Consider the following 25,716-nt stretch of genomic DNA (forward strand, 5'->3'; position numbering starts at 1 on the left):
CAGAATTTTATTAAATGCCAAAAGCAATTCTCTATATAGTATTTTTTATTTGTGCTTTTTCAAAAGATGGATTGGCTCAGCGGAACTACACTCCTGCCTCAGCTGATCCTTTTTCTGAACCATGGCGATTTACACACTTCGACTATTTCGATGGAAAGGGAGTTCATTCTTATCTTTTAGATGAAAATGGGGATAACTGGTTTGGTATAAACAATGGAATTATTAAATATGATGGTTATTCCTATCAGGTATTTTCCCGGAAAAATGGCTTGCCTGACGGACAGGTAAGTCATCTTTTAAAAGGAAAAAATAACCAGATTTATGTAGGAACTTCTTCCGGGATTTATATAAAAAAAGGAAATCGATTCCTACCCATTATACAGACCAAAACTCCTTACGATTTCGCCATTCAGTCCTTTAAAGAATTGCAGGATGGAACACTGGCAATCTCCCTTACAGATGGCTTATTGCTCTTCAAAGAGGAAATGTTAATTTTTGTTTCCAATGAGGATAAAGGTAACGCTTTGCTGGAAAATCTTCCCATTAGCAATTTTGTGAAAATTCCCTCAAACATTTTGGAAGATGGTACATTTACCAACATTTCTGATGTACTGGAAAAACCTGATGGAAAGCTCTGGGTAGCCCTTACTTTTGATGGACATGGAAAAATTCTGGAATTTTCTAAAACAGAACTTGCTAATCCGGAATTAGAAAGTTTCAACCTTTTCTCAGACCAAAATGGATATCTCTTGGGAGAAGATCAGAAAATGATGATATCTTCCAAAAATGAAATCTGGATCATCAATCAGTCCACTAAAAAAGGGATTTATCACATAAAAGAAAACAACTGGAAATACTTTAGCCTCCATCAGCAATTTGGAGGGGATGATTATAATGTAAGCATCACAGAAAGTACTGATGGAACGATATGGGTTGGGGGTTTGAGCAAATTATTTGTTTTCGATGGCAGAAAGTGGAAAAGATATGCCTCACCAGCCTATAATATTCCCGCTTCGAAAATTACCGTTTTTCCCACCCAAAATGAAAGAATCTGGATTACAGGTTTACAATCAAAAATCATTTTAATGGATTTGTCGGAAAGAAAATGGGAAAGCTTTCCGGGTCTGAATTTTCAATGTGAATCCGGAGATGGCTCAAAATGGTTCATCACTACGAATGGTTCGGTGGTAAAAGAAAAGGAAGGTGAATGGAAAATTTTTAGAACTGATGATGGGTTAATTGATGCTCCGGTAAGTCTCATTTCTACTAAAGATGGGCAAATTTGGGCGGCTGGCAGCCACCAGGGAGTTGCTGCAACAGCTTTTTTAAAAAATGGGAAATGGGAAAAACAACTGCATTCTTATTTGTCATGGGGAATTGACTACAGAGCTGTTTTCGAAGATAAAGATGGAGGACTTTGGTTTGGAGGAAGTGTAGACCGGGATCCGCAAAAGGGTCACCTTGGAGGGATTCTTATGTTGAAAAAGCCATCTTCAGGAAAACTGGATTGGGTTTTTCATCAATACAAACAAAACGGGTTACAACAATCCAATGCCTATGGAATAGCCCAATCTCCAGACGGCAGAATATGGATTGGGGGAAGTTATCTTTATAGCTTTAACCATCAGATTTGGGCAAACCAGGAAGACCTTTCATTACGCCAGTTTGTGAATATTGTCTTCAGTGACACGCAATATAATTTATATGTAGGGTCCCGATTTTATGGGATTTTTATTTATGATGGCGAGAAATGGACAAATTATGATATAAATGACGGGCTGGAAAGCAATACCATTATTAGTCTGGCGAAAAATTCTAAAAATTACCTGCTGGCAGTGACGGAAAATTCCATTAGTGCATTTAACGGCCAGGACTGGATATCCAATATTTTTCCACCAGCCATGAATATGTCAAATGAAGGTGGGGAAATTAAGACAGATAAAGAGGATAATATCTGGATCAATAAATCAACAAGAGAGTGGAAAAGACGTGCTTTTAATAACTCTTATGATTCTCCCGAGGCTTCCAGGAATTTCATAACCTACCGGTATCAGTCGGACACTTTTCCTCCAAATACGGTGATTTCTTTTTTTAATGAGGAAGTTCAAAGTTCTGGAAATACCACCATTAGCTGGCAGGCAGAAGATTTCATGAATTATACGGATAAAGCGCAATTAAGCTATTCCTATAAGTTGAACGATGGGGAATGGTCCACCTTTCAAAAGGGGAAAAACCATGTCTTTACCGGACTGGACCCTGGAGAATACCGGCTTCAGGTAAGAGCCAGAGATACTGACTTTAATGTAGATCCTACTCCTGCTACCATCAATTTCCAGGTATTGGCACCTATTTACCTTCAGCCCTGGTTCCTGATCACCATTTTTGCATTTACCGTTGTTTTAATCTATCTGAGTATAAAAATCATTAAAAAGAACAGTTCTTTAGAAGCTTTAAACCTATCTTTAAATGAGATAAATCACGAGCTAAAAGACAAAAACCAACAAATTGAAGAGCAAAATACCAAAATTATTGAACACCAGACGGAGTTGGAAGAAACCAACCAGCAATTGGAAAATCAGAACCATGAAATAGCCGCCCAGAAAAATACCCTGGAAAAAATGGTGAAGGAAATTGATGTGCTTTCCAAAACCAAAATTAAATTTTTCACCAATATAACCCATGAATTCCGGACTCCACTTACTTTAATTCAGGGACCTACAGAGCGCCTGATTCATGAGCGGTTACCCGAAACCGAAAAGACTAATTTGTATGAAATCATTAACCGAAATACCTTCCGGCTAAAGCAACTAATTAATCAATTGCTGGATTTCCGAAAAATGGAAAAAGGAATCATTGACCTCAACTTGCAAAAGGGCGATGTCATATCCTTTATCAAAATGCTAAAGAAGCAGTTTAATAACCTGGCCTACCAAAAGGAAATTAGGTTTAAAATATGCCATGAACCCCAGTATCTCGATATTTATTTTGATTCCGATAAGCTGGAAAAGATCCTGTTTAATCTTTTATCCAATGCTTTCAAGTTTACCCCCAATGGTGGAGAAATTTGGATTAAAATCTTTCAGAAAACTGAGGAGGAAAAGGAGTTCGTAGCCATAGAAGTAATTGATTCGGGAAAAGGAATAGAAAAAGCACAACTGGATCTGATTTTCCGAAGGTACTATCAGACTTTTGATGCCAAAAAATTCAATCAAAATGAAGGATCAGGGATTGGTCTGTCCTACATTAAAGAGTTAGTAGAATTTCTTCATGGTAAAATTGAAGTGAAAAGCGCTCCGGGAAAAGGTACTACTTTCAGCATTCTTCTACCTACATTTTTGGAACCCGAAGAAACAAAAGAAGTTTTATCCTGGAATGAAAATTATTATGAACACAGTGAAAGTAAACCCGAGCCTGAATTATCTATTCAATCAAATCACAATATTTTATTGGTAGAGGATAATAAGGATATGCGATTGTACCTGAAGGGAATATTGAGTCAGCACTATCAATATTATGAAGCTTCTGAGGGAAATGAGGCAATTGAAGTTTGTAAAAATCATGATATAGATCTGATCGTGAGTGATGTCATGATGCCGGGGATGGATGGTCTGAGTTTTTGTGATCATATCAAAACCAACTTTGAAACCAGTCATATTCCGGTTATTTTACTTACAGCCAGGGTGATGGAGGAAAATGAAATTGAAGGTTACGAACATGGAGCTGATGCCTACATTACCAAACCATTTAATACTAAATTACTTATTGTAAGAATTGAAAAATTACTGGAACAACGACTGAAACTTAAAGAAAAATTTAACAAGAATTTCTCTATTGATCCCAGAGAAGTTTCTGTAATTTCTGAGGATGAAAAATTCCTGAACCGCTTGGCAGAATTGATGGAAGAGCATATTGAAGACCCCGCCTTTGATATCAATAAGTTGTGTGAATTATTGAACAAAACCCACATCCAATTCATTCGAAAAACCAAACAACTTACCGGGAAAAAACCAGTAGAATTATTACGGGCATTTCGGATAAAAAGGGCAAAACAACTCCTGGAACAAGACAAGTTCACCATCTCTGAAATTGCCTATATGGTAGGATATGATCTTCCAAATTCTTTTACCCGGGCTTTTAAAAAGGAGGAGGGTATTTCTCCTACAGAATATTTCAAAGCACAATCCTGAATGAAAAATTTCGGTTCCTTTGCTTTTCACTCAACCGGATTCCAATCTCCTAAAACATTTTCTCTTGAATATTTTTCAGCTTCTTCCTGAGTCAGCAGTTTCGACCAACTGACCCGCTTGTCAGGATGAAATCCTTCTCCATGATTATTGTATTCTGCATAATTAGCAGTTTTCTTTTTCTCCTCGGAACCCCATGGGTCCCATCCTTCAGGATGAATGATATCGGAAAGTTCACAGTTTATGAAAACTGTTTTGGCAAACGGACGCCATGGACGGCCCAAAAACACACTTCCTTTATCTGCCGAACCACTAATCTTACAATTATAAAAAACGAATCCAAATGGTCGGTGCTCCTCAGTTGAGGCCGCAGTGACATATCCCTTCCTTTTGCAATAAATTTCGCAATCTTCAAAGAAGGCCGTGGACCATCCGAAAATAAAATCGACTGTACCTTCTATATAGCAGTTTTTATAATATTGCCGGCTGTTTTTCCCATGGGGATATAAAGTATCCTGATTCCCCAGAAACCGGCAATTTTCAAATTTCACTTTGTCTCCATCTATTCTCACCGCTACAGCCTGGCCAACTTCTCCAGCCGAATTTTCAAAGGCTATATCTCTGGCTTCAAAACCATCTCCATAAATATAAATCGTAGAAGAACCAGAAGTTCCCATTTCTTCTCCAAACCGGTTTTTCCTGCTGGAAAAATCATCATAAGTCAAAAAGGTTTTATCAGCACCCTCCCCAATAAAAGTAATATTGGTTTTGGTTGTAGGCACCATCATCTTTTCCTTATAAACACCTGCCTTAATCAGGATAAATGTTCTGTTTTTCCTTAGATGAGGCACCGCATCAATAGCCGCCTGAACCGTTTGAAAATCACCACTTCCATCCTTAGCCACTATAAAATCAAAATCCGGCTGTACGGAAAAACTGGTATTCAGAAAAATTACGAAATAAAAAAGTGTGGTAATCATTTATCTTTTCAATATTTGATCTTCAAGAGGTATTTTTAGCTCCCGAACTCCCTGCAAAACAAGTTGAGCCATTTTCCTTGCTCCCAATTCATTAAAATGAGTATTGTCCTTTCGGCCATTGGGGTAATTGGGATGCTCCCCTGGTGACAAATGGTGAAACAACAATTCAGATTTTTGTACTCCCCACTTTTCCAGTAAATCCATGGATTTTCGGGTCATATCAATCAAGGGGACCTGTTCCTCCTGTGCCACTTCTCTAACTAGCTGCGCATATTGCTGATGGGTATCGGTAAGCTCACCATTTTCAAAGGACCTCCGGGAAACCGGTGTTAGCAGGATTGGGTTTGCCTTTTTTTCCTGACTGTCCTTTACATATTTTTTGAGATTTGTCTTAAACTCTTCAGGGGTGGTATACCGACCCACTTTGGATTTTACTTCATCATTATGTCCAAATTGAATGAAGACATAATCATCTTTTTTTAAAGTGCTGAGTACATCATCCCATCTGCCTTCTTCCAAAAAAGACTTTGTGCTTCTCCCGTTTTTGGCCCTGTTTTCAATGTGGACTGAAGCATTAAAAAAGGTTTTAAATGGTGTACCCCAACCCATTTCCGGAAAAGCTTCAGGGTTTTTATCGGCACATGTAGAATCTCCAATAAGGTAAATTACAGTCTTTTCTTCCTGAGCAAACCCAAAGCCCAACAAGGTTATAAATAATATGGTAAAAAACTGTAATTTACCCAATCTCCAGTCCACCATCATTGCTGTACTTTTTCAGGAATGATCTCCCCGTTTATTTTTACATTCTGAAAAGAAATATTTTTAGTATTCGATAATTTGTATGGCACTTCAACTCCTGAAATATCACAATCAATCAGTTTAATATTGCTGATTGGAGAAGCTTCGTAACCTTCTGCCAGAACACCTACTTTCCCTCCATTTTTTACCACCATATTTTGCACTTCCACGTTTCGGACCGTTGGCATAAAATCGCCCGGATCTTCATAAAACATGTTTATCCTCACCACCTGTTCCTTTACCTGGCCCACTTCAATATTTCTTAAAAATACGTTTTCAATAATGCCTCCTCTTTTCGAACTGGTTTTTATTCTTAAAACCCTATCCAGTAAAGGACTATCCATGGTACAATTTTCCGCAAAAACATTCCTCACTCCACCAGAAGCTTCACTGCCAATTACCACACCGCCATGCCCATTGGCCATTTTGCAATTTTGAATGACAATGTTTTCACTTGGAATATTTACCCTTCTTCCATCTGTATTTCTTCCGGATTTAATGGCAATACAATCATCTCCGGTATTAAAATAACAATTTTTTATGAGCACATTTTGGCAGGATTCAGGATCGCAGCCATCAGAATTTGGACCCATGCTTTCAATGGTAACACCATCAATAGTAACATTAGTGCACAACACAGGATTAAGTACCCACATAGGAGAGTTCATTACTTTTACTCCTTCAATCAACACATTTTTGCATCGATAAGGCTGAATAAATTGGGGTCTTAAAAAATACCCGCTTCCAAAAATTCGCTCCTCCACCGGAACCTGCTGATCGGCCAATTCGAAAAGCCTGTCTCTGTTCCCAGAATCCAACTGGCTGGGCTCACCTTCCACATAACCATATTCCTTTTTTCCCTTCCACTTCCACCAGTTTTCAGCATTGGCCTGACCATTCAGAATACCTTTACCTGTAACGGCAATATTCTCTTCTCCGAAAGCATAAATTAAGGAGGAATAATTCATCAATTCTATCCCTTCCCATCTGGTATAAACCAGGGGCAGATAATGATCTGGATTGGTGGAGAATAAAATCTCTGCTCCTTCTTCCAAATGCAGGTTTACATTACTTTTTAAATAAATTGATCCGGAGAGGAACTTACCTTTAGGCACAATTACTCTTCCGCCTCCTGTGCTGTGGCAAAATTCAATCGCTCGTTTTATCCCATCTGAACTATTGGTTAAGCCATCTCCTACAGCTCCAAAATCGGTAATGAGATATTGCTGATCAGGAAAAACGGGAGGGTTAATCTCCTTAAGGATGGCCTCTAGTTGATCCCAGTTTTTATTGTCGTACTGTTTGGACGCACAACCCATTAAAACAGAAAATACAATCAGAGAGATAAAGCTTTTAAGCATTTTGGAAATTTTCATTTGGTTATTTTTGAAGGTGAAAGTTTTCAGCATTTTATCTGTCTAATTCTAAACATGCCTGAATAAAAGGCCCGGTAGCTTTGGTATCATTGCTTCTTTTGGGCTCATTAATGTAGTATTCAAATGTTCCGCTTCGGTTTCCATCTCCACCAAGGCCGGCTACTGAACAAACCTGGTGAATATGCACCTCTCCATTTGCTTCGTTAACTTCAATAAATTCTTTTAAAATTCCTTCAAAGCCCATCTCCGCATTTTTCATATATTTTCCTTCAATATATTCTTTATTGACAGCTTTGGCAATAGCGTAAACAAACATACAAGAGGCTGATGCTTCCAAATAATTCCCTTCCTTGCTTCCCATATCCAAAACCTGATACCACAATCCTGATTCCTTATCCTGATATTGAATGACTACCTCCACAGTCCTTTTCAAAATATTAATGATCTCGGCTCTTTTAGGGTGGTTCTCAGGAAAATAATCCAGTACATCAACCAGCGCCATGGCATACCATCCCATTGCTCTTCCCCAAAAATTCAGAGAAGTCCCCGTAGATTTATTTGCCCAATCCTGCAAGTGGCTTTCATCCCAACCATGGTACAGCAGGCCTGTAGCCTTATCTTTTGTATGCTTTTCTGAAATTATAAACTGATTGGCTATGTCATCAAAAGCTTCAGGTTCATTGTAAACCTGGGCATATTGTGCGTAAAATGGAGAGCCCATATACAGCCCATCCAGCCAGATTTGCCATGGATATCGCAATTTATGCCAGAAAGCACCCTCAGTGGTTCTGGGCTGCCATTTCAATTGATTTCTTAAGGTTTTCAGGGCAATTTCATATTTTTCACTTTTTCCCTGCTCATTTAATTTGAATAAAATTCTTCCCGGATTTATCCGGTCTATATTAAAGTCACGAATGTTATAGGTTTTGATTTCCCCTTGCTCATTGATCATAAAATCGGCATAAGCCTCCACATATTTTTGAAACTTATCGTCTTTGGATTCATCTGCAAGTTTCTCCAATGATTTAAGTACTAAACCCTGAGTATATTCCCATTTGGGAGTTTCCCTGAAATCGAGTTGCCAGGGTTCCGGGTTTCTAAGCATAATGGACAATGCCATCCTTTCCGACCATTTTGTATTCCTAGGAATATCAATTTCTTCTTTTTGATGCACACTGAGCAATATTCCTGTAAAAAGGAGCAGGACAGGGAAAATTCCCCACCTGAAAGTGCTGATAAGGTTCTTTTTTCGCATTTTTCTAATTTTTAATAGCCAAATTCTCCTGACTAACTAGATCGTTTAAATATTTTTCCAGGTTGGTATATTGTTTATCCAGACTATACAGGATGGCATCGGAAGCCTTTTTAGGATCAAGTCCATTGGTTTTTTCCCATTCATCAGGCATTCCATCCTGATCCGTATCAGCTGGAGCAACTGTACTATTTAGCAATGGCCATCCCCCTACTTCGCGTTGGGAATCAATAATACCATTTCCATAAGTGGCGGTACCCTTTTTTACTTCCTCAATGATTCGTAAATCCACCACATCTCTTTTTAAAGAACAGCCGGCTTTTGCTAAAACAAACTCAAATGCCTTTTCCGGTGATTGGGTATTTACTTTTTCCACCTCAAAAGGAATTTTTCTTTTAATTCTTTCAGGATATTCTCCTTCTACCCCTTTCCAATTATCATTTGAAACTTCAGAATTCCCTTCTACTACATTTTTTGCAACATAAAAATTGCCGAATGGTTCATAGGGGTTTAGTATTCTGTACTTTACTTTTTCTTTGGTAGCAGGGCCTGACTTATAGTAATTATTCACCAGGTTGTAATTTCCTTCTTCACCGGCATAAGCACTATTGGATTGCCAGTTATAAATGACATTATTTCTAAAATCAGCCAGTTCCGCTTCAGGCTTTTTATGGTATCTTGCACCCTGTAATCTCGGATTTCTACTGGTATGGTGCGCCAGTAGATTATGATGAAATGAGGCCTTCATTCCTCCCCAAATTCCGCCATACCCATGATTTCCTTTGTGGTGTAGCGAGTTATTCAGGCTTTCGGAAATAATACACCATTGCATGGTAAAGTATGTATTGTCATAAAAGGAAGCACATTCATCAGTCGCCCAGCTTATGGAACAATGGTCAATCATAATATGATCGATCTTATTCCCTTTGAAAGCATCATCTTCTATTTCCGTTTCATCTCCCAACCGAAACCGCAGGTACCGTACAATTACATTATCTGATTTAATGACTACCGGGAAATCCTGAATACAAATACCATCACCCGGAGCTGATTGCCCGGCTATGGTTAAATCTCCATGTTTTATTTCCAGGGTGGATTTCAGTTTAATATTTCCTGAAACTGCAAAAATGATTGTTCTGGGACCTTTTGCATTTACCGCTTCTCTTAAACTTCCCGCTCCACTGTCATTCAGGTTTTTAATGATCCAGACCTTTCCTTCCCGGCCACCTGAAGTATATTTCCCAAAACCTTCTGCTGAGGGAAAAGCCAGTTTTCTGTTTTGCCCATTTAAACCATCTATATTGAGGGTAAAAATCAGCATGAGGATTAAGGAAAAGGTAGATTTATTATCCATGGGAATTTGTATTTGAATCCTGTTCTCCATTAAGTTACAGAACAGGATTCAATACTTCAATTATTTAATAAGCAGGGTTTTGTGGGAAATCTTTATTTTGATTTAAATCCAGTGCCCTTTGAGGTATTGGTCTCAAAATTTTCAGTTCTCCATTATTCCCGGCAAAATCTCCTGATTCAATTAATGGATGATAAGCTGATGCCCGCTCTACCAGTTTTCCGGTTCTTTTTAAATCAAACCATCTGTGGTATTCTCCGAGTAGCTCTCTGGCTCTTTCATCTAAAATATAATCTAAATTGAAATCTGCAGCAGTGGCATTGGCAACACCTGCTCTTCTTCTTACTTCGTTCAACCTGGCCAGGCCTGTAGCAGGATCCCCTGCACCCAGATAGGCTTCTGCAGCTACCAGATAAGTTTCACTTAATCGGGAAACAATAAAATCCCTGGTGTTTGATCCATTATTTGAAAAGACAGAAGATGGGTCATCAAATTTCTTTACAATAATTGTAGAAAAGTTTCCTGTAATATCACCTCCTTCAGGATCGTGCGTACCATATTTATGGTAAGTTACTTCAGGATTGGCACTCACATATTCAGCACTATCCGCTAAGGTAAACCACCCTGGCTCATAAAAATGCTGTACGGTAAGTCCCGACTTATCTTCCACATCAAAATAATCATAATATCTATCATAAACCTCAGTCATGAAAGTCCCCTCCCATCTTTGGTCACCTTCCGAAAACAGATCAAGTGCAAATCTGGTTGGGCATAGGTTATACGATTTGTATGGCGCATCTCCAGCTACTTCCGAACCACCTAAGTAAGAACCAAACCAGTTTTGTTGCTGATGTCCCAATTCTGAAGGATTAGAACTTATAGACCCACTACTGTATTGAATAGAAAATATAACTTCTTCATTCAACTCATTTCCAGGCATCCAGACTTCATTAAAAGCCAAGTTTAAAGACTGGCCAGCAATTACGGCATCTGCATAACTGGCCGCCTTTGAAAAATCATCTCCTTTGGCAAAAGCTTCATAAGCTCTGGTCAGATGAACTTTGGCCAATAAGTTTTGAACTGCCTTTTTATTAACCCTTCCATAATAAGCGCCATCTTCTACTAGATCCACAGCTTCCTCCAATTCAGCTACAATAAAATCATATATTTCCTCAGCAGAATTCCTGTCAAATTCAATGATGGCCTCATCTACAAGATCGGTGATTAAACTTACTCCACCATAAGTCTGAACCAATAAGAAATAAGCATTGGCCCTTAAGAATTTAACCTCTCCTTTTCGCTGGGGAAGTGTAGGCGTTTGTTCTGTTAATTCTGCATAATGCAAAGCAGCATTGGCTCTTTGAATGGCTGCAAAACATTTATTATACAAATAATCTACCCCATCTGAAGAAGGATTTAATTCGGTATACTGACTCAAACCCTGAGGTTCAGGATTTCTGCCCTCCATATATAAATCCGTTCCCGCCATAAATAACCATGGATCTTGTCCATAAACTTCCCTGAAAGCTGCATAATTCGCATTTACCAGGGACTCGTAACCCTCTGCTTTTACATAAAAAGATTCCGCAGTTACATTCGATTTATTTTGCTCATCCAGCAAGTCTTCACAGCTGGTAAGCAATATCAAAGCTATACTTATTATTGAAATTAATTTTTTCATTTTCTTTATATTTTGTATTTCTTATGAAATTGTGCTATAAAATATTAGAACTTAAGGCTTAAACCTAATTGGGTAGTGACATTACTTACACGACCAATGTTTAGAGATGCTTCAGCCCATTCCGGATCCCAACCTGTATAGCTTGTAAATACAAATGGGTTAAGCACATTCACATAAAATCTCAAATGCTTTACATGGATTTTTTCAAGTGCACTTTGTGGTAAAGTATAACCTAAAGAGATGTTATTCACTTTTACATAAGAAGCATCTTTATAATACCCTACTCCATTATTTCTCCAAAAAGTACCTCCGTTTCTTGGTTGAGGATAGCTGTTAGAAGCCTGAGCAGGAATACCATAATCATTCGCAGGAACATACCAATCGGCTACATTTAGTTTTTGTCTTCCCCTGTCTCTCATGTCTTCGAAGTTCGCATGGAAGTTACTGTAGGCATATACACCCTGCTTGGCATAGATGGTAAAATTGAAATCGAAATTACTCACTTTCAATCTGGAAATAATACCGCCTGACCATGATGGATTGGATGAACCTAATATCATTCGGTCGTCATCAGGGCTGATCTGACCATCATTATTTATATCCACCACTTTGGCCTGTCCTTCAGTTTGGTTATATTCTTCAGCCAAATCTGCTTCTGAAGCCTGCCATATACCATCGAATTTATAATTGTAGTGCGCATCGATTGATTCACCAATGAACCAGCCATTTCCTATATCGTCATTTTCCGATTGTCCGTAAATGGATTCAATCTTATTTGTATTTTTATCGAAAGTGAAAACTGTTTCCCAACTTACAAGTCCTTTCTGAACATTCACGGTAGTCAGCATTAATTCCACACCAGAATTCCTAACCGATCCGGCATTTGCCACAATACTGGTAAATCCGGTTTCCAAAGGCAATGTCTGATCTAACAGTAATTCATCAGATAACCTGTTATAGTAATCTATGCTACCATTAATTCTGTGATTAAGGAACCCGTAATCCAAACCGATATTAATTTCTTTGGTTTTTTCCCAGGTCAATGCCTTGTTGGCAATGGATGAAGGTACCCAGCCATTGGCCGCATTTCCACCGAAGTCATAGTAAGTTTGAACGTCCAAAGTATTTACTGTGGAATATGGAGATACATTATTATTTCCGGTAAATCCATAACTCACTCTTAATTTCAGATTGGAAACTGCTTTACTATTTACCAGGAAGTCCTCATTGTTAATTCTCCAGGCTACAGCAGCCGAGGGAAATGCATTCCATTTATAACCTTCAGCCAATAAAGACGAACCATCCCATCTGTTTGAAAAAGTAACCAGGTACTTATCCTTAAATGAATAGTTAAGTCTTAAGGCATATGAAGAAAGCTGACTTTTCGAGAAGAAATTATTAAGGTTGTAAGTAGATTGTAAACCTGATCCCACATTATAGAATTCGGTGTCAAATGGTTGATTCGAAGATGAAAAACCTGAAGTTTCCGTCTGGTTTACATAAATACTTTGTAAGGCCAAAAAGTTAATGGAATGATCATTAAACCTTTTGCTAATGTCCATTTGATTATCCCATGAAAAGTTGAAGTTTTCATAATAATCAATTTCAGAAGAAGGTAAATTATTATTGGAAACACCTGTGTTGGTTTGTGCACCCCAGGACTTTCCTCTTCTGTAATTTTCCAATCCGGCTGAAAAAGATGTCTTAAAGCTTAACCAGTCCATTGGCTTATATTGTAAGTAAACATTACCAATACCATTCCACTGTCTGGTCTCATCTTTTGAATTGGCTATTTCCAACAACGGATTGTATGTACTCGTTTTGTTTATTACAAAATCACCATTCACATCAGTCAGTTTTCCAGGTTGTGGAAACAATTTACCTACAATATCCTGATCATTCTCATCGATGTCCCATGGCTTTAAAAATGGGTTTAACCTGAAGGCTTCCCGCATAGCCACCTGGCTACCTCTTTGTATGTTACTTAAAGAAACTGAAATAGATCCTCCTGTTTTAATCTTTTTCCCTATTTCCTGATCTATGCTTGATCGCAGGGTATATTTATCCAGAGATTCGTTTTCAATATTTCCAGTTTCATTCTGGTAACCCAAACCGATAGAGTAAGCTGAACCTCCATTCCTGTGATTGATAGAAAGGTGGTTGTTGGATTGTCTCCCGGATTGCAATACACCATCATACCAGTCGTATCCATCCAGGGTTTCAAACCTGTTTCTTAAAACTCTGTTTGATCCCGGGGAAACCACCGCATCATAAAATTCTTCTGGAGTAGTTACTTTCGAAGGATTAATTGTAGCCAGATAAGCCGATAAATGGTAATCTCTCCATTTTTCAAGGCCCATCATTTCGGGCAATCGGGCAGGGTCTTTAAAACCGTAAAAAGATTCAAAAGAAATATTAGTCCCTTCCGGAACATGAACTCCGCCTTTGGTCTGGATTAATAAAACACCATTTGAACCCCTGGAGCCATAAATAGCGGCAGAAGATGCATCTTTTAAAACATCAATTTTGGCAATATCCTGTGGATTAAGGAAATCGATGTTATCCACAATTGTTCCGTCCACTACATAAAGAGGTTCTGTTGCTCCTGAATTCAGGGTATTTTTACCCCTAATCGTGACATCAAACCCGTCTCCTACTCTACCCGAACTATTTGTAATTTGTACACCGGCAATACTTCCCTGAAGTGACTGAATGGGATTGGTAACCCCTCTTTCATTAATAACTTCAGAATCAACTCCGGCAATAGCTCCCGTTAAGTCACTTTTCTTTTGGGTACCATAACCAATCACTACAACTTCCTCCAACTGCTCTAAATCAGGTAACAATTTTATATCCAGAGTGGTTTGTGTCCCTACTACAGTTTCGTAGGATTGAAATCCAATGTAACTGAATTGTAAGATGTCCCCTGTGTTGGCTTGAATTTTAAAATTACCGTTCAAATCTGTAATCGAACCAGTAGAAGTACCTTTGATTAAGATACTTACCCCAGGAAGGAATTCCCCATCGTCAGAAGAAGATACCGTACCAGAAATAGTACTTTGGGCCTGTAGATTAATGGATAAGAAAAAAAGAAGAGGTATAAGCGTATATATCCTCTTAAGCTGTAAAAGTTTCATTTTCATAATAATTCTGTTTTTGATTATCAATGTGCAGAAACAAATGTAGTAGTAGAGTCTTGGAAGGATTATTCCTTTTTTATCATTCTCCTAGCATTTTTTTACAACTAAAATTTATGTACTATATAAAGTAAATTATAAAAATAATAATATGAATTTAATAGTTTAAACAAAATAAAATATATGTTTATTTTAAAACAAATTTCTCCCTTTAGATCTCATTTTAGCAAAATTTTGCATTACCATCTCGGTCGAATGCCTGGAGAATAGGGAAAGCTCAGGCTTTTGTAATAGTCCAGATTCTTAGCAGGTTGTGGAACTCCCTCGGGAATAGGCAATTTTGAAAAAGTCTGGAAATAAGCAATGCAGGAATCCCTCCACCATTTAGCCTCTTTTAACTGGATGGTCAGTAAAGATTTTACATGTAAAAACCTTTCTTTATCAATTTCTCCTTCCAACTTATTCCAGGTGTTTAAAAATCCTTCCACCTGGTCCACCCCTTTTTGATATCTCAAACAAATCTCATCCCATAAAATATTTCCAGAGTCCATTTTCTTATTCCAGGATACGTGATGGAACCATAGAAGGTATTCTTCAGGGCAATTCTCCAAATCGGAAAGTTTTTCGGCCACTTTTGGGTGGTACTGACTGATGGCATCACTTCCGGACTGGGTTCTGTTGAAACCAATACCTTCATTGTCCGCCTTGTGATAATAGGTAGAATTCCAATCGGCTCTTGACATGAAATCTACCCAGGGACCCGGACCATAATGGTGCCCGGCAGCCATAATATGGTGAAGGCCCAAAGGTGTCATATAATTAACCATCGCTTCATGAGAAGCCTGCATCATGTTATTAAGTGCATTCACAATTTCAGAATCATTACTAAAAGTCATTTTTATCCATTCTTTGGCAATCTCTTCTTCATTAATCTGATCATCCCAGGCCAACCGCCCGAAAGCATACCAGTTAGCTTGCCCGAAAGTATGACTTGTCCAGTTGCGATCGGTTCCAATATTCGAAACTCCTGCCATAGCCGTAACCTGTTGATCCAAAAATTCACCATTAATAACTTTCGCCACTGTAGTATTTTTTCCACTTTGATAGGTATCTGCATCCAAAACCTCCTTATAAAATCCTCCCAGGTAGACCAAATGGGTCCCCTGCCCCAGATATTCCTGGGTAATTTGAAACTCCATCATTAAGGGCGTTTTTTTCATCGCCCCAAATAAGGGATGAAAAGGCTCACGGGGCTGAAAATCAATTGCCCCATTCTTCACCTGAATCAACACGTTTTGCTTAAATTTTCCGTCAAGCGGCTGAAACTCCATATTGGCCTGTTTATGTCGGTCTTCAGGCTCTTCATTACTATAAACAAATGCCCTCCACATCACAATTCCACCAAAAGGATTTACGGCTTCTGCCAGCATATTGGCTCCATCGGCATGGGTTCTTCCATAATTTTGTGGGCCGGGCTGGCCTTCAGAATTTGCTTTCACTAAAAATCCTCCAAAATCCGGAATCAGCTCATAGATTTCTCTGGTTTTTTCATTCCACCATTGCTGCACTTCATTATTCAAGGGATCAGCCGTTTCCATCCCTCCCAATTCTATTGGCGCACTGAATCTGGCGGTTAAATAAACTTTTATCCCATAGGCCCGGAATATATCCGCCAGCGCCTTTACCTTCTCCAGGTAATCTGGCCGAAGAATCAAGGCATTGGCATTCACATTGGTAAGTGAAACCCCATTAATCCCAATGGAAGCATTTGCTCTGGCATAATCGATATACCTCTGATCAATAAATTCTGGTAACTGATGCCAGTTCCAAATGGAAAATCCCGCGTAGCCCCTTTCCACCGTTCTATCCAGGTTATCCCAATGATTTAGCATCCTTACTTTTATTTTAGGAATACTTTTAAAATGCAGTCCGGAAATATCCTCCTGAGTCTGCAGCAATTTTAACAGGTGAAATGTGCCATATAATAAAGCCTTATCCTGTAACCCGGTTATTAAAATTAATTTTTGATTATCCTTTTGGATGGTACGAATCACAAACCCTTCCTCCCCTAAATTCTCTACCTCTTCAGGTTCCAAAAATGCTTTTATCTTCTCATGCTGATCGTAGTTGCCAATGATCAATAAGCCTTTATTGGCACTTTCTCCAAAATTAATTTTCTGACTTAATAACCCTCCAAGGCCCATTTCTAATTCATTACGGATGGCATCCATGGTCGCACTTTCCCCTAATAGCTCCACAGATTCAAACATTTCCCTATAACTCTCCAATAAAGTTGTGTTATTAATTGGATTATACCGTAACCATAACCGATAACCATCTTCCCCCTTAAGGTTGGAGAAGGTAAAAAAGATGATAAAAAGAAGGCTGAATTTAAATCGAGGACAAGGCATTTTAGATTTTTTTTAAATGAAATGTGAGGTACAATAAATTATTGAGCCGCTAAATTTACCCTTTTTATTCAAATTTTTAAAAGTTTACCCCTCAACTTCTCCAGCATTTTATTGGTTTTAAACCTGGAGGGTTTTCTGTACCATAAGTACAATTTCGATTGATTTCCCCAGCTCGACTTCTCCTTTCAAATAGCTAAAATATCCGTATTCATTTCCATTTACGCTAAAAAGTTAAAACCTTTGATAACTTCTTATAAATCAATCTATAATCATTATTTATTTATGTTTAAATTAACTACTACCCCGATTTTAATATCTTTTTTTGCGTTTACCTTTTTCTCCTGCAAACAGGAAAAAGCGCAAATTACGGATCAAAAGGAAGCCACAGCGGTTACTTCCTTAAAAACAGCAGCAGATTTTCCTGTAGGAGGTGCTATTAGCATTCGCAGAATTCAGCAAGACAGTGCCACCAGACAAATTCTCAATGAACAATTCAATAGCATCACCGCTACCAATGACATGAAAATGCATTCTGTATTGCGTGAAGATGGAACCTTCAATTGGGAAAGGGTCGATAAACTGGTCAATTTTGCTGAATCTCATCAACACAGGCTTTTCGGCCATACCCTGGTTTGGCACAGTGCTACCCCTGAGTGGGTAGAAGCACAAACAAATGGAGACCCGGATAAACTGGATGCATTTATGAAAAACTATATCCAGACATTTGTAGGAAAATATAAAGGGAAAGTTGCCGGCTGGGATGTGGTAAATGAAGTGATGAATACCCATGGAGGAGGTTATAGAGAAACCTACTGGTACAAAACCCTGGGAAAAGCTTATGTGGAAAAAGCCTTTCAATATGCTCATGAAGCAGATCCTGATGCCGATTTGTTTTACAATGATTTTAATATTGAAAGAGATACCGCAAAATTGCACACTGCTTTGAAAATGATTGAAGACCTAAAAGCAAAAAATATCCCCATAACCGGCCTGGGATTTCAGATGCATATCAGAATGGATATTCCCGACTCTGTGATTGCTTATGCCCTGAAAAAAGGTGCAGAAACAGGTTTGAAAATCCATCTTTCTGAAGTGGATATTATTTTCAATAAACACGATGACAGCCAGGGAGGAGGTATTCAGGTTTATGAAACCATTACTGATGAATTGCTGGAGGCCCAAAAGGAAAAATATCGCAATCTGGTGGAAATGTATAAATCGATTGTTCCCAAAGCTCAGCAATATGGCATCACCTTATGGGGATTTAATGACAGGGACACCTGGATTAATGGTTTTTTTAATCTCGAAGATAAACCTTGTATCTATGATGAAAATCTGAAACCAAAACCAGCTTATTATGGGATGCTGGAAGGATTGAAAAACTAAATAGGGAAGGTTATAATCACGGTGGTACCCTGGTTTTCCTTTGACTGGAATTCTATGATACCATCGTGCTCTTCAATTATCTTTTTGGTTATAGCCAGGCCAAGCCCCGTTCCTTTGCCCACTTCTTTGGTGGTAAAAAAAGGATCCGTGATCACCAAAAGGTTTTCAGGTTTTATGCCACATCCGGTATCCTTAAAAGAAATAACGGCATTATTTTCCAGTACCTTGCTTTCCACCATAATTTTGCCCTTTCCTTCTATGGCCTGATAAGCATTCACCAGTATATTTAAGATGGCCTGATGGAGTCTCCCTTCATTTCCAGTAATCTCCAGATTTTCCTTTGCGTAATTTTTTTCTACTTCTATCCTGTTTTTCAATTGATTTCTTAGAAGTATCAGGCAATTTTGAATGATCAGGTGAATATCACAATTTTCCTTTTGCAGGTCATTACGCCTCGAGAAATGATTCAAACTTTTCACAATGGCTGCAGTCCGGCTCACTCCTTTTTTTATCACCTCAAATAAAGGTACAGCCTCCTCTTTTTGTTCTCTAAAATTTCGGTTAAAATACTTTTCCAGGGCAATGGTACCGGCATTAATAAAATTAAGCGGATTATTGATTTCATGTGCCACACCCGCAATGAGAATTCCCAAAGAAGCCATTTTTTCGGACTGAATTAACTGCGCCTGTGTCTCCTTAAGGTTGTTATGGGTTTCCTTTAATTTTTCGAATTGTGCATTGAGTTCTTCCTGAGAGGATATCAGTTCCTCATTTTTTAGCAACAATTCCTTATTTTGCTCATCAACTAACACCTGTAGCCGTTTTTTACTTCTTTTATGCGCCTCTTCCCTGTAGAGGAGAATGCCCGCAATTAATACAAGGGAAACTACAGAAATTAAAATCCTGAACCAGACAGTTAAATACCAGGGAGGTAAAATATTAATTTGCAATTGGGTAGGTTGATTATTCCAGTTTCCATCTGAACTGGCCTTCACCAGAAAATTATAGGTTCCGGGATCGAGGTTTGTAAATGTAACCTTATGCTCTTTACCAATAAACCTCCAGTTGCTTTCAAAACCTTCTAATTGATAGGCGTATTCCACATTATCAATATTCATATGCTGAAGACCTGAAAAAGAAATAGTGAAATGTTTGGATTCACTGAAAGGAATTTCCATTTCTGAAACCAGGCTGATGTGCTCATGAATAAAATTACTGCTGTCTGTTGGGGAAAGACTGTGGTCAAAAATCTTAAAATCAGTGATTACCACTTTAAAAGCTGAATTGGGAAAATGAATATCTTTTGGTAAAAAAACATTAAAGCCATTTACCCCTCCAAAAATCAACCTGCCGTCCTTTAATTTTATAGAGGCATTAATGTTAAATTGTTCATTCTGAAGACCAAAAGATTTCCCAAAAACGATCGACTTTTCAGTAGCCGGATCAAATTTTACAAGTCCTTTATTTGTACCCATCCAAAGGAAGCCTTGTTCATCCTGTTCAATGGTTTTTACTGAACCATCTGGTAGTCCGGTATTTGTAAAATAAGTTTTAAACACTTCATTTTCTTTATCAAATAAAATAAGACCACCTCCCAAAGAGCCAAGCCATATCCTGCCTTCCCGGTCTTCAAATATTTCAATAATAATATTATGGCCCAAAGATTCAGGATTATCGGGCTGCTTTTTAAAATTTTTTACCCTCTTATCTTTAGGGTTATATACATGCAACCCTGCACTTGAACCTGCATAGATTAAACCATCATTACCTGCCAGTATACCCCGAATATTATAGCCTAAATCTTCCAGGGATCTGGATAAATCCACTTGATGCTTGGTGAAAACTTGTGTCTTTGGATCAAATGAAATAATACTATTTTGGGTGGCAAGCCAGATCAAACCTTCCTCATCAATTGAAATGGTTTTAATCAGTTCCGACTGGGTAATATTATTGATATTGCTGGTTAATGGATGTTTCCTGAATTCCTGTTCCTGATAAGAAAACAATCCCTCATTAGTACCCATCCAGATTACTCCGTTTTGGTCTGCCTTTATGTCGTTGATGGTGATATTTTTCAATAAGGATACCGATGGGCTTTCCTGAAATTTATGATACTTCCCCTTGTTGTAATAATTTAACCCGGCTTCATGTGTACCTATCCATAATCCACCATTATTATCCTGAGCAAAGCAAGAAATATTATCTCCGGTTAGGCTATTTGGAAGTTTATACTGTTTTCTAACCAGATTCATTTCACTGATTTCATTCCGCAAATAATCCACCCCATTTTGAAACACTCCTACCCAGAGGTTATCTTCATGATCAAAATATAAATCCCTTATTAAATTAGAACTAAGGGTGGACGGATTGAATTCATCTGCCACATGCAATCTGCCTGAACCAGAAGATGGGGAATAAACAAATAATCCAAATTCAGTTCCTACATATACCTTCCCCTGCTTATCGGAAATAATCACTTTAACGATATTGGATTTTAAGGGACTGTTTGCTGTATTTAGTATTTCAAGGTTTTCGGTTTTTAGATCGTAAATCATTAGCCCAAAACCATTTGTGCCAATAAAATACTTATCATTTATACTCAGACTGGCAGTAACCCAATCAGTAGGAGATTTTACCAAACCATTCTGAGTACTGGCAACAGAAACAAGCTTTAGTGATTGAATATCTAGTTTTAAGAGTCCCTTATTATTGGTAGATAGAAAGATGCTTTTTCCATCGGTGTCTATGGCATGAATTCCCGTAAGACCGTCTAATAAATCGTGACTAAACTCTTTAATCTCTTTACTTTCCAGGTCGAGAAACCTTAAACAGTTTCTGGTGGAACCAACCCAGACCCGATTATTTTGAGTATCCAGTAAAAAATCGGAAACTACATAATTCCCTCCCTTTTTTTTATAGGTGGTAAAGGCATCTTCTTTATAATTGTAGCTGCATAAACCATCCTGGGTTCCAATCCATAAAGTATTATTTTCATCGACTGCAAGTCTGTTTATCCGATTATTTAACAGGGAATTGGAATCTGCGGGATTGTATTTGTAGGTAACCATCTGGTAGCCATCGTACCGGTTCAGGCCGTCTATTGTTCCTATCCAGATATATCCTAAATGATCCTGAACTATGGAATTGATGGTAGGATTGGATAAGCCATCATTTGAAGATAAATTTCTGAAAAATAAGTTTTGTTCCCAATGTTGTGTGCAACCCGGGTTTAAGTTTGCTAATGTAATTAGTAAGGTAAAAGTGATATTAAACAGGAGGTGATTCCAAATTCTCATTCCAGGGCTTCGTAGTTTGGATAAAATTCAAAAAAATAAAATTTACTTAAATCAATAGGTAAAATACAGTAATACTAAAAGTTGTAAATTGATGGTAATGCCCTAATAAGCCAAAAAATAAATAGTGCTAATTAATGCTACAATTTAGCGAGAAAAAATATTTTTACCCATTTTTACCCACACAGATTGAAGGGGTTATTGGGAAAAAAGTGATGCTGCAAAATTTCCTCTGCACAAGTGATACAATCCTGACAGAATCAATTTTTCTCCTTTAAGCAGCATTTTTTCATTTTTCAGTCCTGCTCCCACTAGAATATGAACAAAAATGTATGTAAATTAAAATAGAAAATAGATGGGTCAGACCACCATTTTTCATTTCACTATTTACATGAAACTAAAATCTTTTTACCTCTTTTCTATTCTGGCAATTTTAACTTTTGCCTCTAAAGCTCAAGACAGCCTTTTTGAAAAAGGCCTTAGGCCCTTATTGGAAAAAAATTGTATTGAATGCCACAATACGGGGAATGTGAAAGGAGGAATAAATCTGGATAATTTTAAAGAAGAAGGCAGGGTGATCAGTCGGGGACGGCTGTGGCTAAAAGTGCTGGATCAGATTAAAACCAGGGAAATGCCTCCTGATATCAGGCCCAGATTAACCGACCAGGAATACGACTCCCTTACCAACGGGCTCTCACTAATACTTCAGAAAGCACTAGCCAACCAAAATCCAGGTTTGATCACCATCAGAAGACTGAGCCACTGGGAGTATCACTATGCAGTAAAGGATTTATTTGGGGTAGACTTTGATGCCAAGGGTTATTTCCCCGGGGATGGCTCTGGCGGTGGAGGATTTGATAACCAGGGAAAAGCATTATTCTTTACTCCTTTAAAATTTGAGCGATACTATGATGCTGCCCAAACCATCGTAAATGACCTCAGCCAAAACCAGGAACTTTGGGAAAAGGTTGTTCCTTTTGAATACAAACTCACCTGGTGGCAACAATTTTCGGACTGGTTCAAATCTATTTTTTCAGACAGTTTCCAACCATCCAATCCTCCTGAGCTGGCTGCTGAAAGTGTGATTTTGCCAATGGCTGCTAAAACTTACCGCAGGTACTTAGCAAAGGAGGAAAAGGCCAACCTGATGGATTTTTTTGGAGAAGTGTACCATTCGATGGATTCAGTCCCAAACCCGACAAGGTTCAACAAAAGCCTTGAAGAAGTCTTTAAACTATTGCTTGTCTCTCCAAATTTCCTATACAAACAGGAAGAAGAACCTCAAGTAGAACATCCAATTCCACTGAATGACTTTGAGCTGGCCTCCCGACTTTCTTTTTTCCTTTGGTCCAGTGTTCCGGATGAAGAATTATACCAATTGGCAAGAACAGAGCAACTAAGTGATACACTTGTATTGGAAGAACAGGTCAAGCGGATGCTGGCCGATCCAAAGTCCAAAAGGTTTGCCGAGATTTTTTCCAGCCAGTGGCTGGGTATCGACAAACTCACCGACAAAGGGCCTGTGGTAGATCCTGAAAAATATCCTGAATTTACCACCTCTCTCCGGCATAATATGTATAAGGAGACTGTAGAGTATTTTTATTACGTACTTACTCAAAGCAAAAATCTGCTTGATTTAATTAATAGTGATTACACATTTCTGAATCAGGAACTGGCTGCATTTTACAATATTGATGGGGTGAAGGGAAAAGAGTTTCAAAAAGTCGGTTTAATTGATAAATCCCGTGGAGGAATTTTAGGAATGGGAAGCGTATTAACGGTCACTTCCTTACCTTTAAGAACCAGTCCGGTATTGAGGGGAAAATGGGTTTTGGAAGAAATTCTGGGTACTTCACCACCACCACCACCACCAGATGCAGGAGAATTACCCGAAGATGAAGCACTTCACGAAGACTTGGGACTCCGGGGATTATTGGAAATGCACCGATCGAAACCTGGTTGTCAGTCCTGCCATGAAAAAATGGACCCATTAGGATTGGGATTAGAAAATTTTGACCTCATTGGTAGATGGAGAGATAGCTACGGGAAAGTCCCTATAGATGCATCAGGAGTTTTAGCCAATGGTGAAGTCTTTAACGGGCCGGCTGAGTTAAAGGAACTGCTTTTGATGGAAGAAAGAAAGTTCGCCAGAAATATTTCCAATAGATTGCTCTCCTATGCACTGGGCAGGTCAATTTTATTTACAGATGAACCCATGCTCAGGAAAATGGAAGCCAGTTTACTGGAAAATAATTTTAATCCGGACAATGTAATTGTGGAGTTGGTAAAAGGCTATGTTTTCCGCTTAAAAATCAAGGATTTCCAAAAGAAATCGAACGAAATATAAACATAATGCAAGATCTATAACCAATAGGAATATGAAAAAAAGATGGCACATTTCAAGAAGACGAATGCTTAAAGGACTTGGCGCAGCCATTTCCCTGCCTCTACTGGAAAGTATGCAATTTCCAGCTTCTGCATCATCATTAGGCAATCCCCAAAAAGCTCCGGTCAGATCGGCATTTTTCTTCATGCCAAATGGCATTCATCCCAACTATTGGACACCTGAAAAACAGGGAAAAGATTTTGAACTGACCAGATTGCTAAAACCACTTAGCGGAGTAAAAGATGATATTCTGGTTTTAAGTGATTTGATGAATCAAAACTCCATATTTGAGGGTGGAGATGGACACTATGCCAGAACAGCCAATATTCTTACCTGTATGCAAATTAAAAAAACTACAGGTGACAATATCAGCAGCGGAGGTATTTCCCTTGACCAGCTTATTGCTCAGAAAACCGGGCAGGAAACGCTTTTCCCCTCACTGGAATATGGCCTGGATAAAATCACCACAGGGGTAGATATTAATGTAGGCTTTACAAGACTTTATGGAGCAAATATCTCCTGGAAATCACCCACCCAGCCGGTTTCAAAAGAAATTGATCCCAGAATGGCTTTTGACAGACTGTTCCGAAATTATATTCCCGGGAAAAAACAAGCTGAAGACCCCTTTAAAAAGAGTGTTTTGGATTTGGTAATGGCTGATGCCAAAGCCCTGAAAAAAGATTTGGGAAGGAGTGACCAGGATAAGGTAGAGGAATATTTGGAATCCATCCGATCAGTAGAAAAGCGAATTGTAAACGAGGAAAAACGGAAAGATTTTGAAATTAATATTTCCCCTGACCTAAAAAAAGAATTAATCAGAATAGATCAGGATATTGATGAATATACAGAAATGTATTCCGGAGTAGATGTCACTGAAAAAACCCGTTTGATGATGGATATCATTACCCTGGCTTTTTGGAGTGATGCCACCAGGGTTAATTCCTTTATGTTTGGGAATTCAGTTTCCAACCGAAATTTTTCCTTTTTAGATGGTGTAAATGGAAACCACCATTCTATTTCTCATCATATGAACAATCCGGAAAAAATGGAAGAATATGCCAAAATTAACCTATGGCATATGGAACAATATGCTTATTTCCTTGAAAAACTAAAATCCATAAAAGAAGGAGACAAAACCCTGCTGGATAATTCCATGGTTTTCTTTACCTCCAGCTTAAGAGATGGCAACCGGCATTCCCCAATCGATATCCCGGTGGTTCTTGCCGGAAAAGGTGGTGGAAAATTAAATACAGGTCAGTTTATCAAGTACAAGGAAAAGACTCCTTTGGCCAATTTATACCTCACCATGCTCAATTGCCTTGGTATAGAAAAAGAAAGTTTTGGGGATAGTACTGGCCAGTTGGATGGTATTCTGGCTTAATTAATACTTACTTAAAACCAATAATTCCCAATGTACTCCTACAAAAGATTTAATGAGGCAGCTTTTTTAATCACATTGGGAATTGCGGATTTAATACCTG

13 protein-coding genes are annotated in these 25,716 nt (G+C 38.4%); 4 read left to right on the forward strand and 9 right to left on the reverse strand.

Annotated features, from left to right (window positions below):
• The first annotated feature begins 14 nt into the window (after positions 1-14).
• Complete coding sequence (locus A3EM_RS0111520) at positions 15-4,187, forward strand: hybrid sensor histidine kinase/response regulator transcription factor (protein ID WP_020528367.1); 4,173 nt, start codon at positions 15-17, stop codon at positions 4,185-4,187.
• 26 nt (positions 4,188-4,213) lie between these two features.
• On the opposite strand, the gene A3EM_RS47330 is transcribed toward A3EM_RS0111520, so the two are convergent.
• The 8 genes from A3EM_RS47330 to A3EM_RS0111560 all read right to left on the reverse strand — a co-directional run bounded on the left by A3EM_RS47330 (position 4,214) and on the right by A3EM_RS0111560 (position 17,170).
• A complete protein-coding gene (locus tag A3EM_RS47330; protein ID WP_020528368.1) occupies positions 4,214-5,164 on the reverse strand; it encodes a pectinesterase family protein in 951 nt (316 codons plus the stop codon).
• Positions 5,165-5,926 (reverse strand): rhamnogalacturonan acetylesterase, encoded by a 762-nt coding sequence (locus A3EM_RS47335; protein ID WP_020528369.1) that lies wholly within the window; start codon positions 5,924-5,926, stop codon positions 5,165-5,167. It lies immediately after the preceding gene.
• Positions 5,923-7,338 carry a glycoside hydrolase family 28 protein gene (locus tag A3EM_RS0111535; RefSeq protein WP_052323351.1) on the reverse strand — a complete coding sequence of 472 codons (1,416 nt, stop codon included), beginning with the start codon at positions 7,336-7,338 and terminating at the stop codon, positions 5,923-5,925. The genes A3EM_RS47335 and A3EM_RS0111535 overlap by 4 nt, the downstream gene beginning before the upstream one ends.
• A 34-nt stretch (positions 7,339-7,372) precedes the next feature.
• Entirely contained in the window at positions 7,373-8,593 is a 1,221-nt protein-coding gene (locus A3EM_RS0111540; RefSeq protein ID WP_020528371.1) for a glycoside hydrolase family 88/105 protein, read from the reverse strand.
• A 4-nt stretch (positions 8,594-8,597) separates the two neighbouring features.
• On the reverse strand, positions 8,598-9,944 hold the full coding sequence (locus A3EM_RS0111545; protein ID WP_044238157.1) for a pectate lyase family protein: 1,347 nt from the start codon (positions 9,942-9,944) through the stop codon (positions 8,598-8,600).
• A gap of 64 nt (positions 9,945-10,008) precedes the next feature.
• On the reverse strand, positions 10,009-11,622 hold the full coding sequence (locus tag A3EM_RS0111550) for a RagB/SusD family nutrient uptake outer membrane protein (protein ID WP_020528373.1): 1,614 nt from the start codon (positions 11,620-11,622) through the stop codon (positions 10,009-10,011).
• A 44-nt stretch (positions 11,623-11,666) separates the two neighbouring features.
• Positions 11,667-14,765 carry a SusC/RagA family TonB-linked outer membrane protein gene (locus A3EM_RS0111555; RefSeq protein WP_020528374.1) on the reverse strand — a complete coding sequence of 1,033 codons (3,099 nt, stop codon included), beginning with the start codon at positions 14,763-14,765 and terminating at the stop codon, positions 11,667-11,669.
• Positions 14,766-14,998: 233 nt separating this feature from the next.
• On the reverse strand, positions 14,999-17,170 hold the full coding sequence (locus A3EM_RS0111560; protein WP_020528375.1) for an alpha-glucuronidase family glycosyl hydrolase: 2,172 nt from the start codon (positions 17,168-17,170) through the stop codon (positions 14,999-15,001).
• A 282-nt stretch (positions 17,171-17,452) separates the two neighbouring features.
• Here A3EM_RS0111560 and A3EM_RS0111565 point away from each other — a divergent pair, with 282 nt between their 5' ends.
• The gene (locus A3EM_RS0111565) at positions 17,453-18,556 is read left to right on the forward strand and encodes an endo-1,4-beta-xylanase (RefSeq protein ID WP_020528376.1); all 1,104 of its coding nucleotides are present in this window, start codon (positions 17,453-17,455) and stop codon (positions 18,554-18,556) included.
• Here the strand turns inward: A3EM_RS0111565 and A3EM_RS0111570 are convergent.
• Positions 18,553-21,852 carry a sensor histidine kinase gene (locus tag A3EM_RS0111570; RefSeq protein WP_020528377.1) on the reverse strand — a complete coding sequence of 1,100 codons (3,300 nt, stop codon included), beginning with the start codon at positions 21,850-21,852 and terminating at the stop codon, positions 18,553-18,555. The two genes, A3EM_RS0111565 and A3EM_RS0111570, sit on opposite strands and share 4 nt — an antisense overlap.
• Before the next feature lie 352 nt (positions 21,853-22,204).
• On the opposite strand from A3EM_RS0111570, the gene A3EM_RS0111580 reads away from it, so the two are divergent.
• Together A3EM_RS0111580 and A3EM_RS0111585 are read left to right on the forward strand one after the other, a co-directional pair.
• On the forward strand, positions 22,205-24,196 hold the full coding sequence (locus tag A3EM_RS0111580) for a DUF1592 domain-containing protein (protein WP_245576497.1): 1,992 nt from the start codon (positions 22,205-22,207) through the stop codon (positions 24,194-24,196).
• A gap of 31 nt (positions 24,197-24,227) precedes the next feature.
• Complete coding sequence (locus tag A3EM_RS0111585) at positions 24,228-25,616, forward strand: DUF1552 domain-containing protein (RefSeq protein WP_026210243.1); 1,389 nt, start codon at positions 24,228-24,230, stop codon at positions 25,614-25,616.
• The last annotated feature ends 100 nt before the right edge of the window (positions 25,617-25,716 follow it).

The sequence above is a fragment of the Flexithrix dorotheae DSM 6795 genome (genome assembly GCF_000379765.1).
Classification (GTDB): Bacteria; Bacteroidota; Bacteroidia; order Cytophagales; family Flammeovirgaceae; genus Flexithrix; species Flexithrix dorotheae.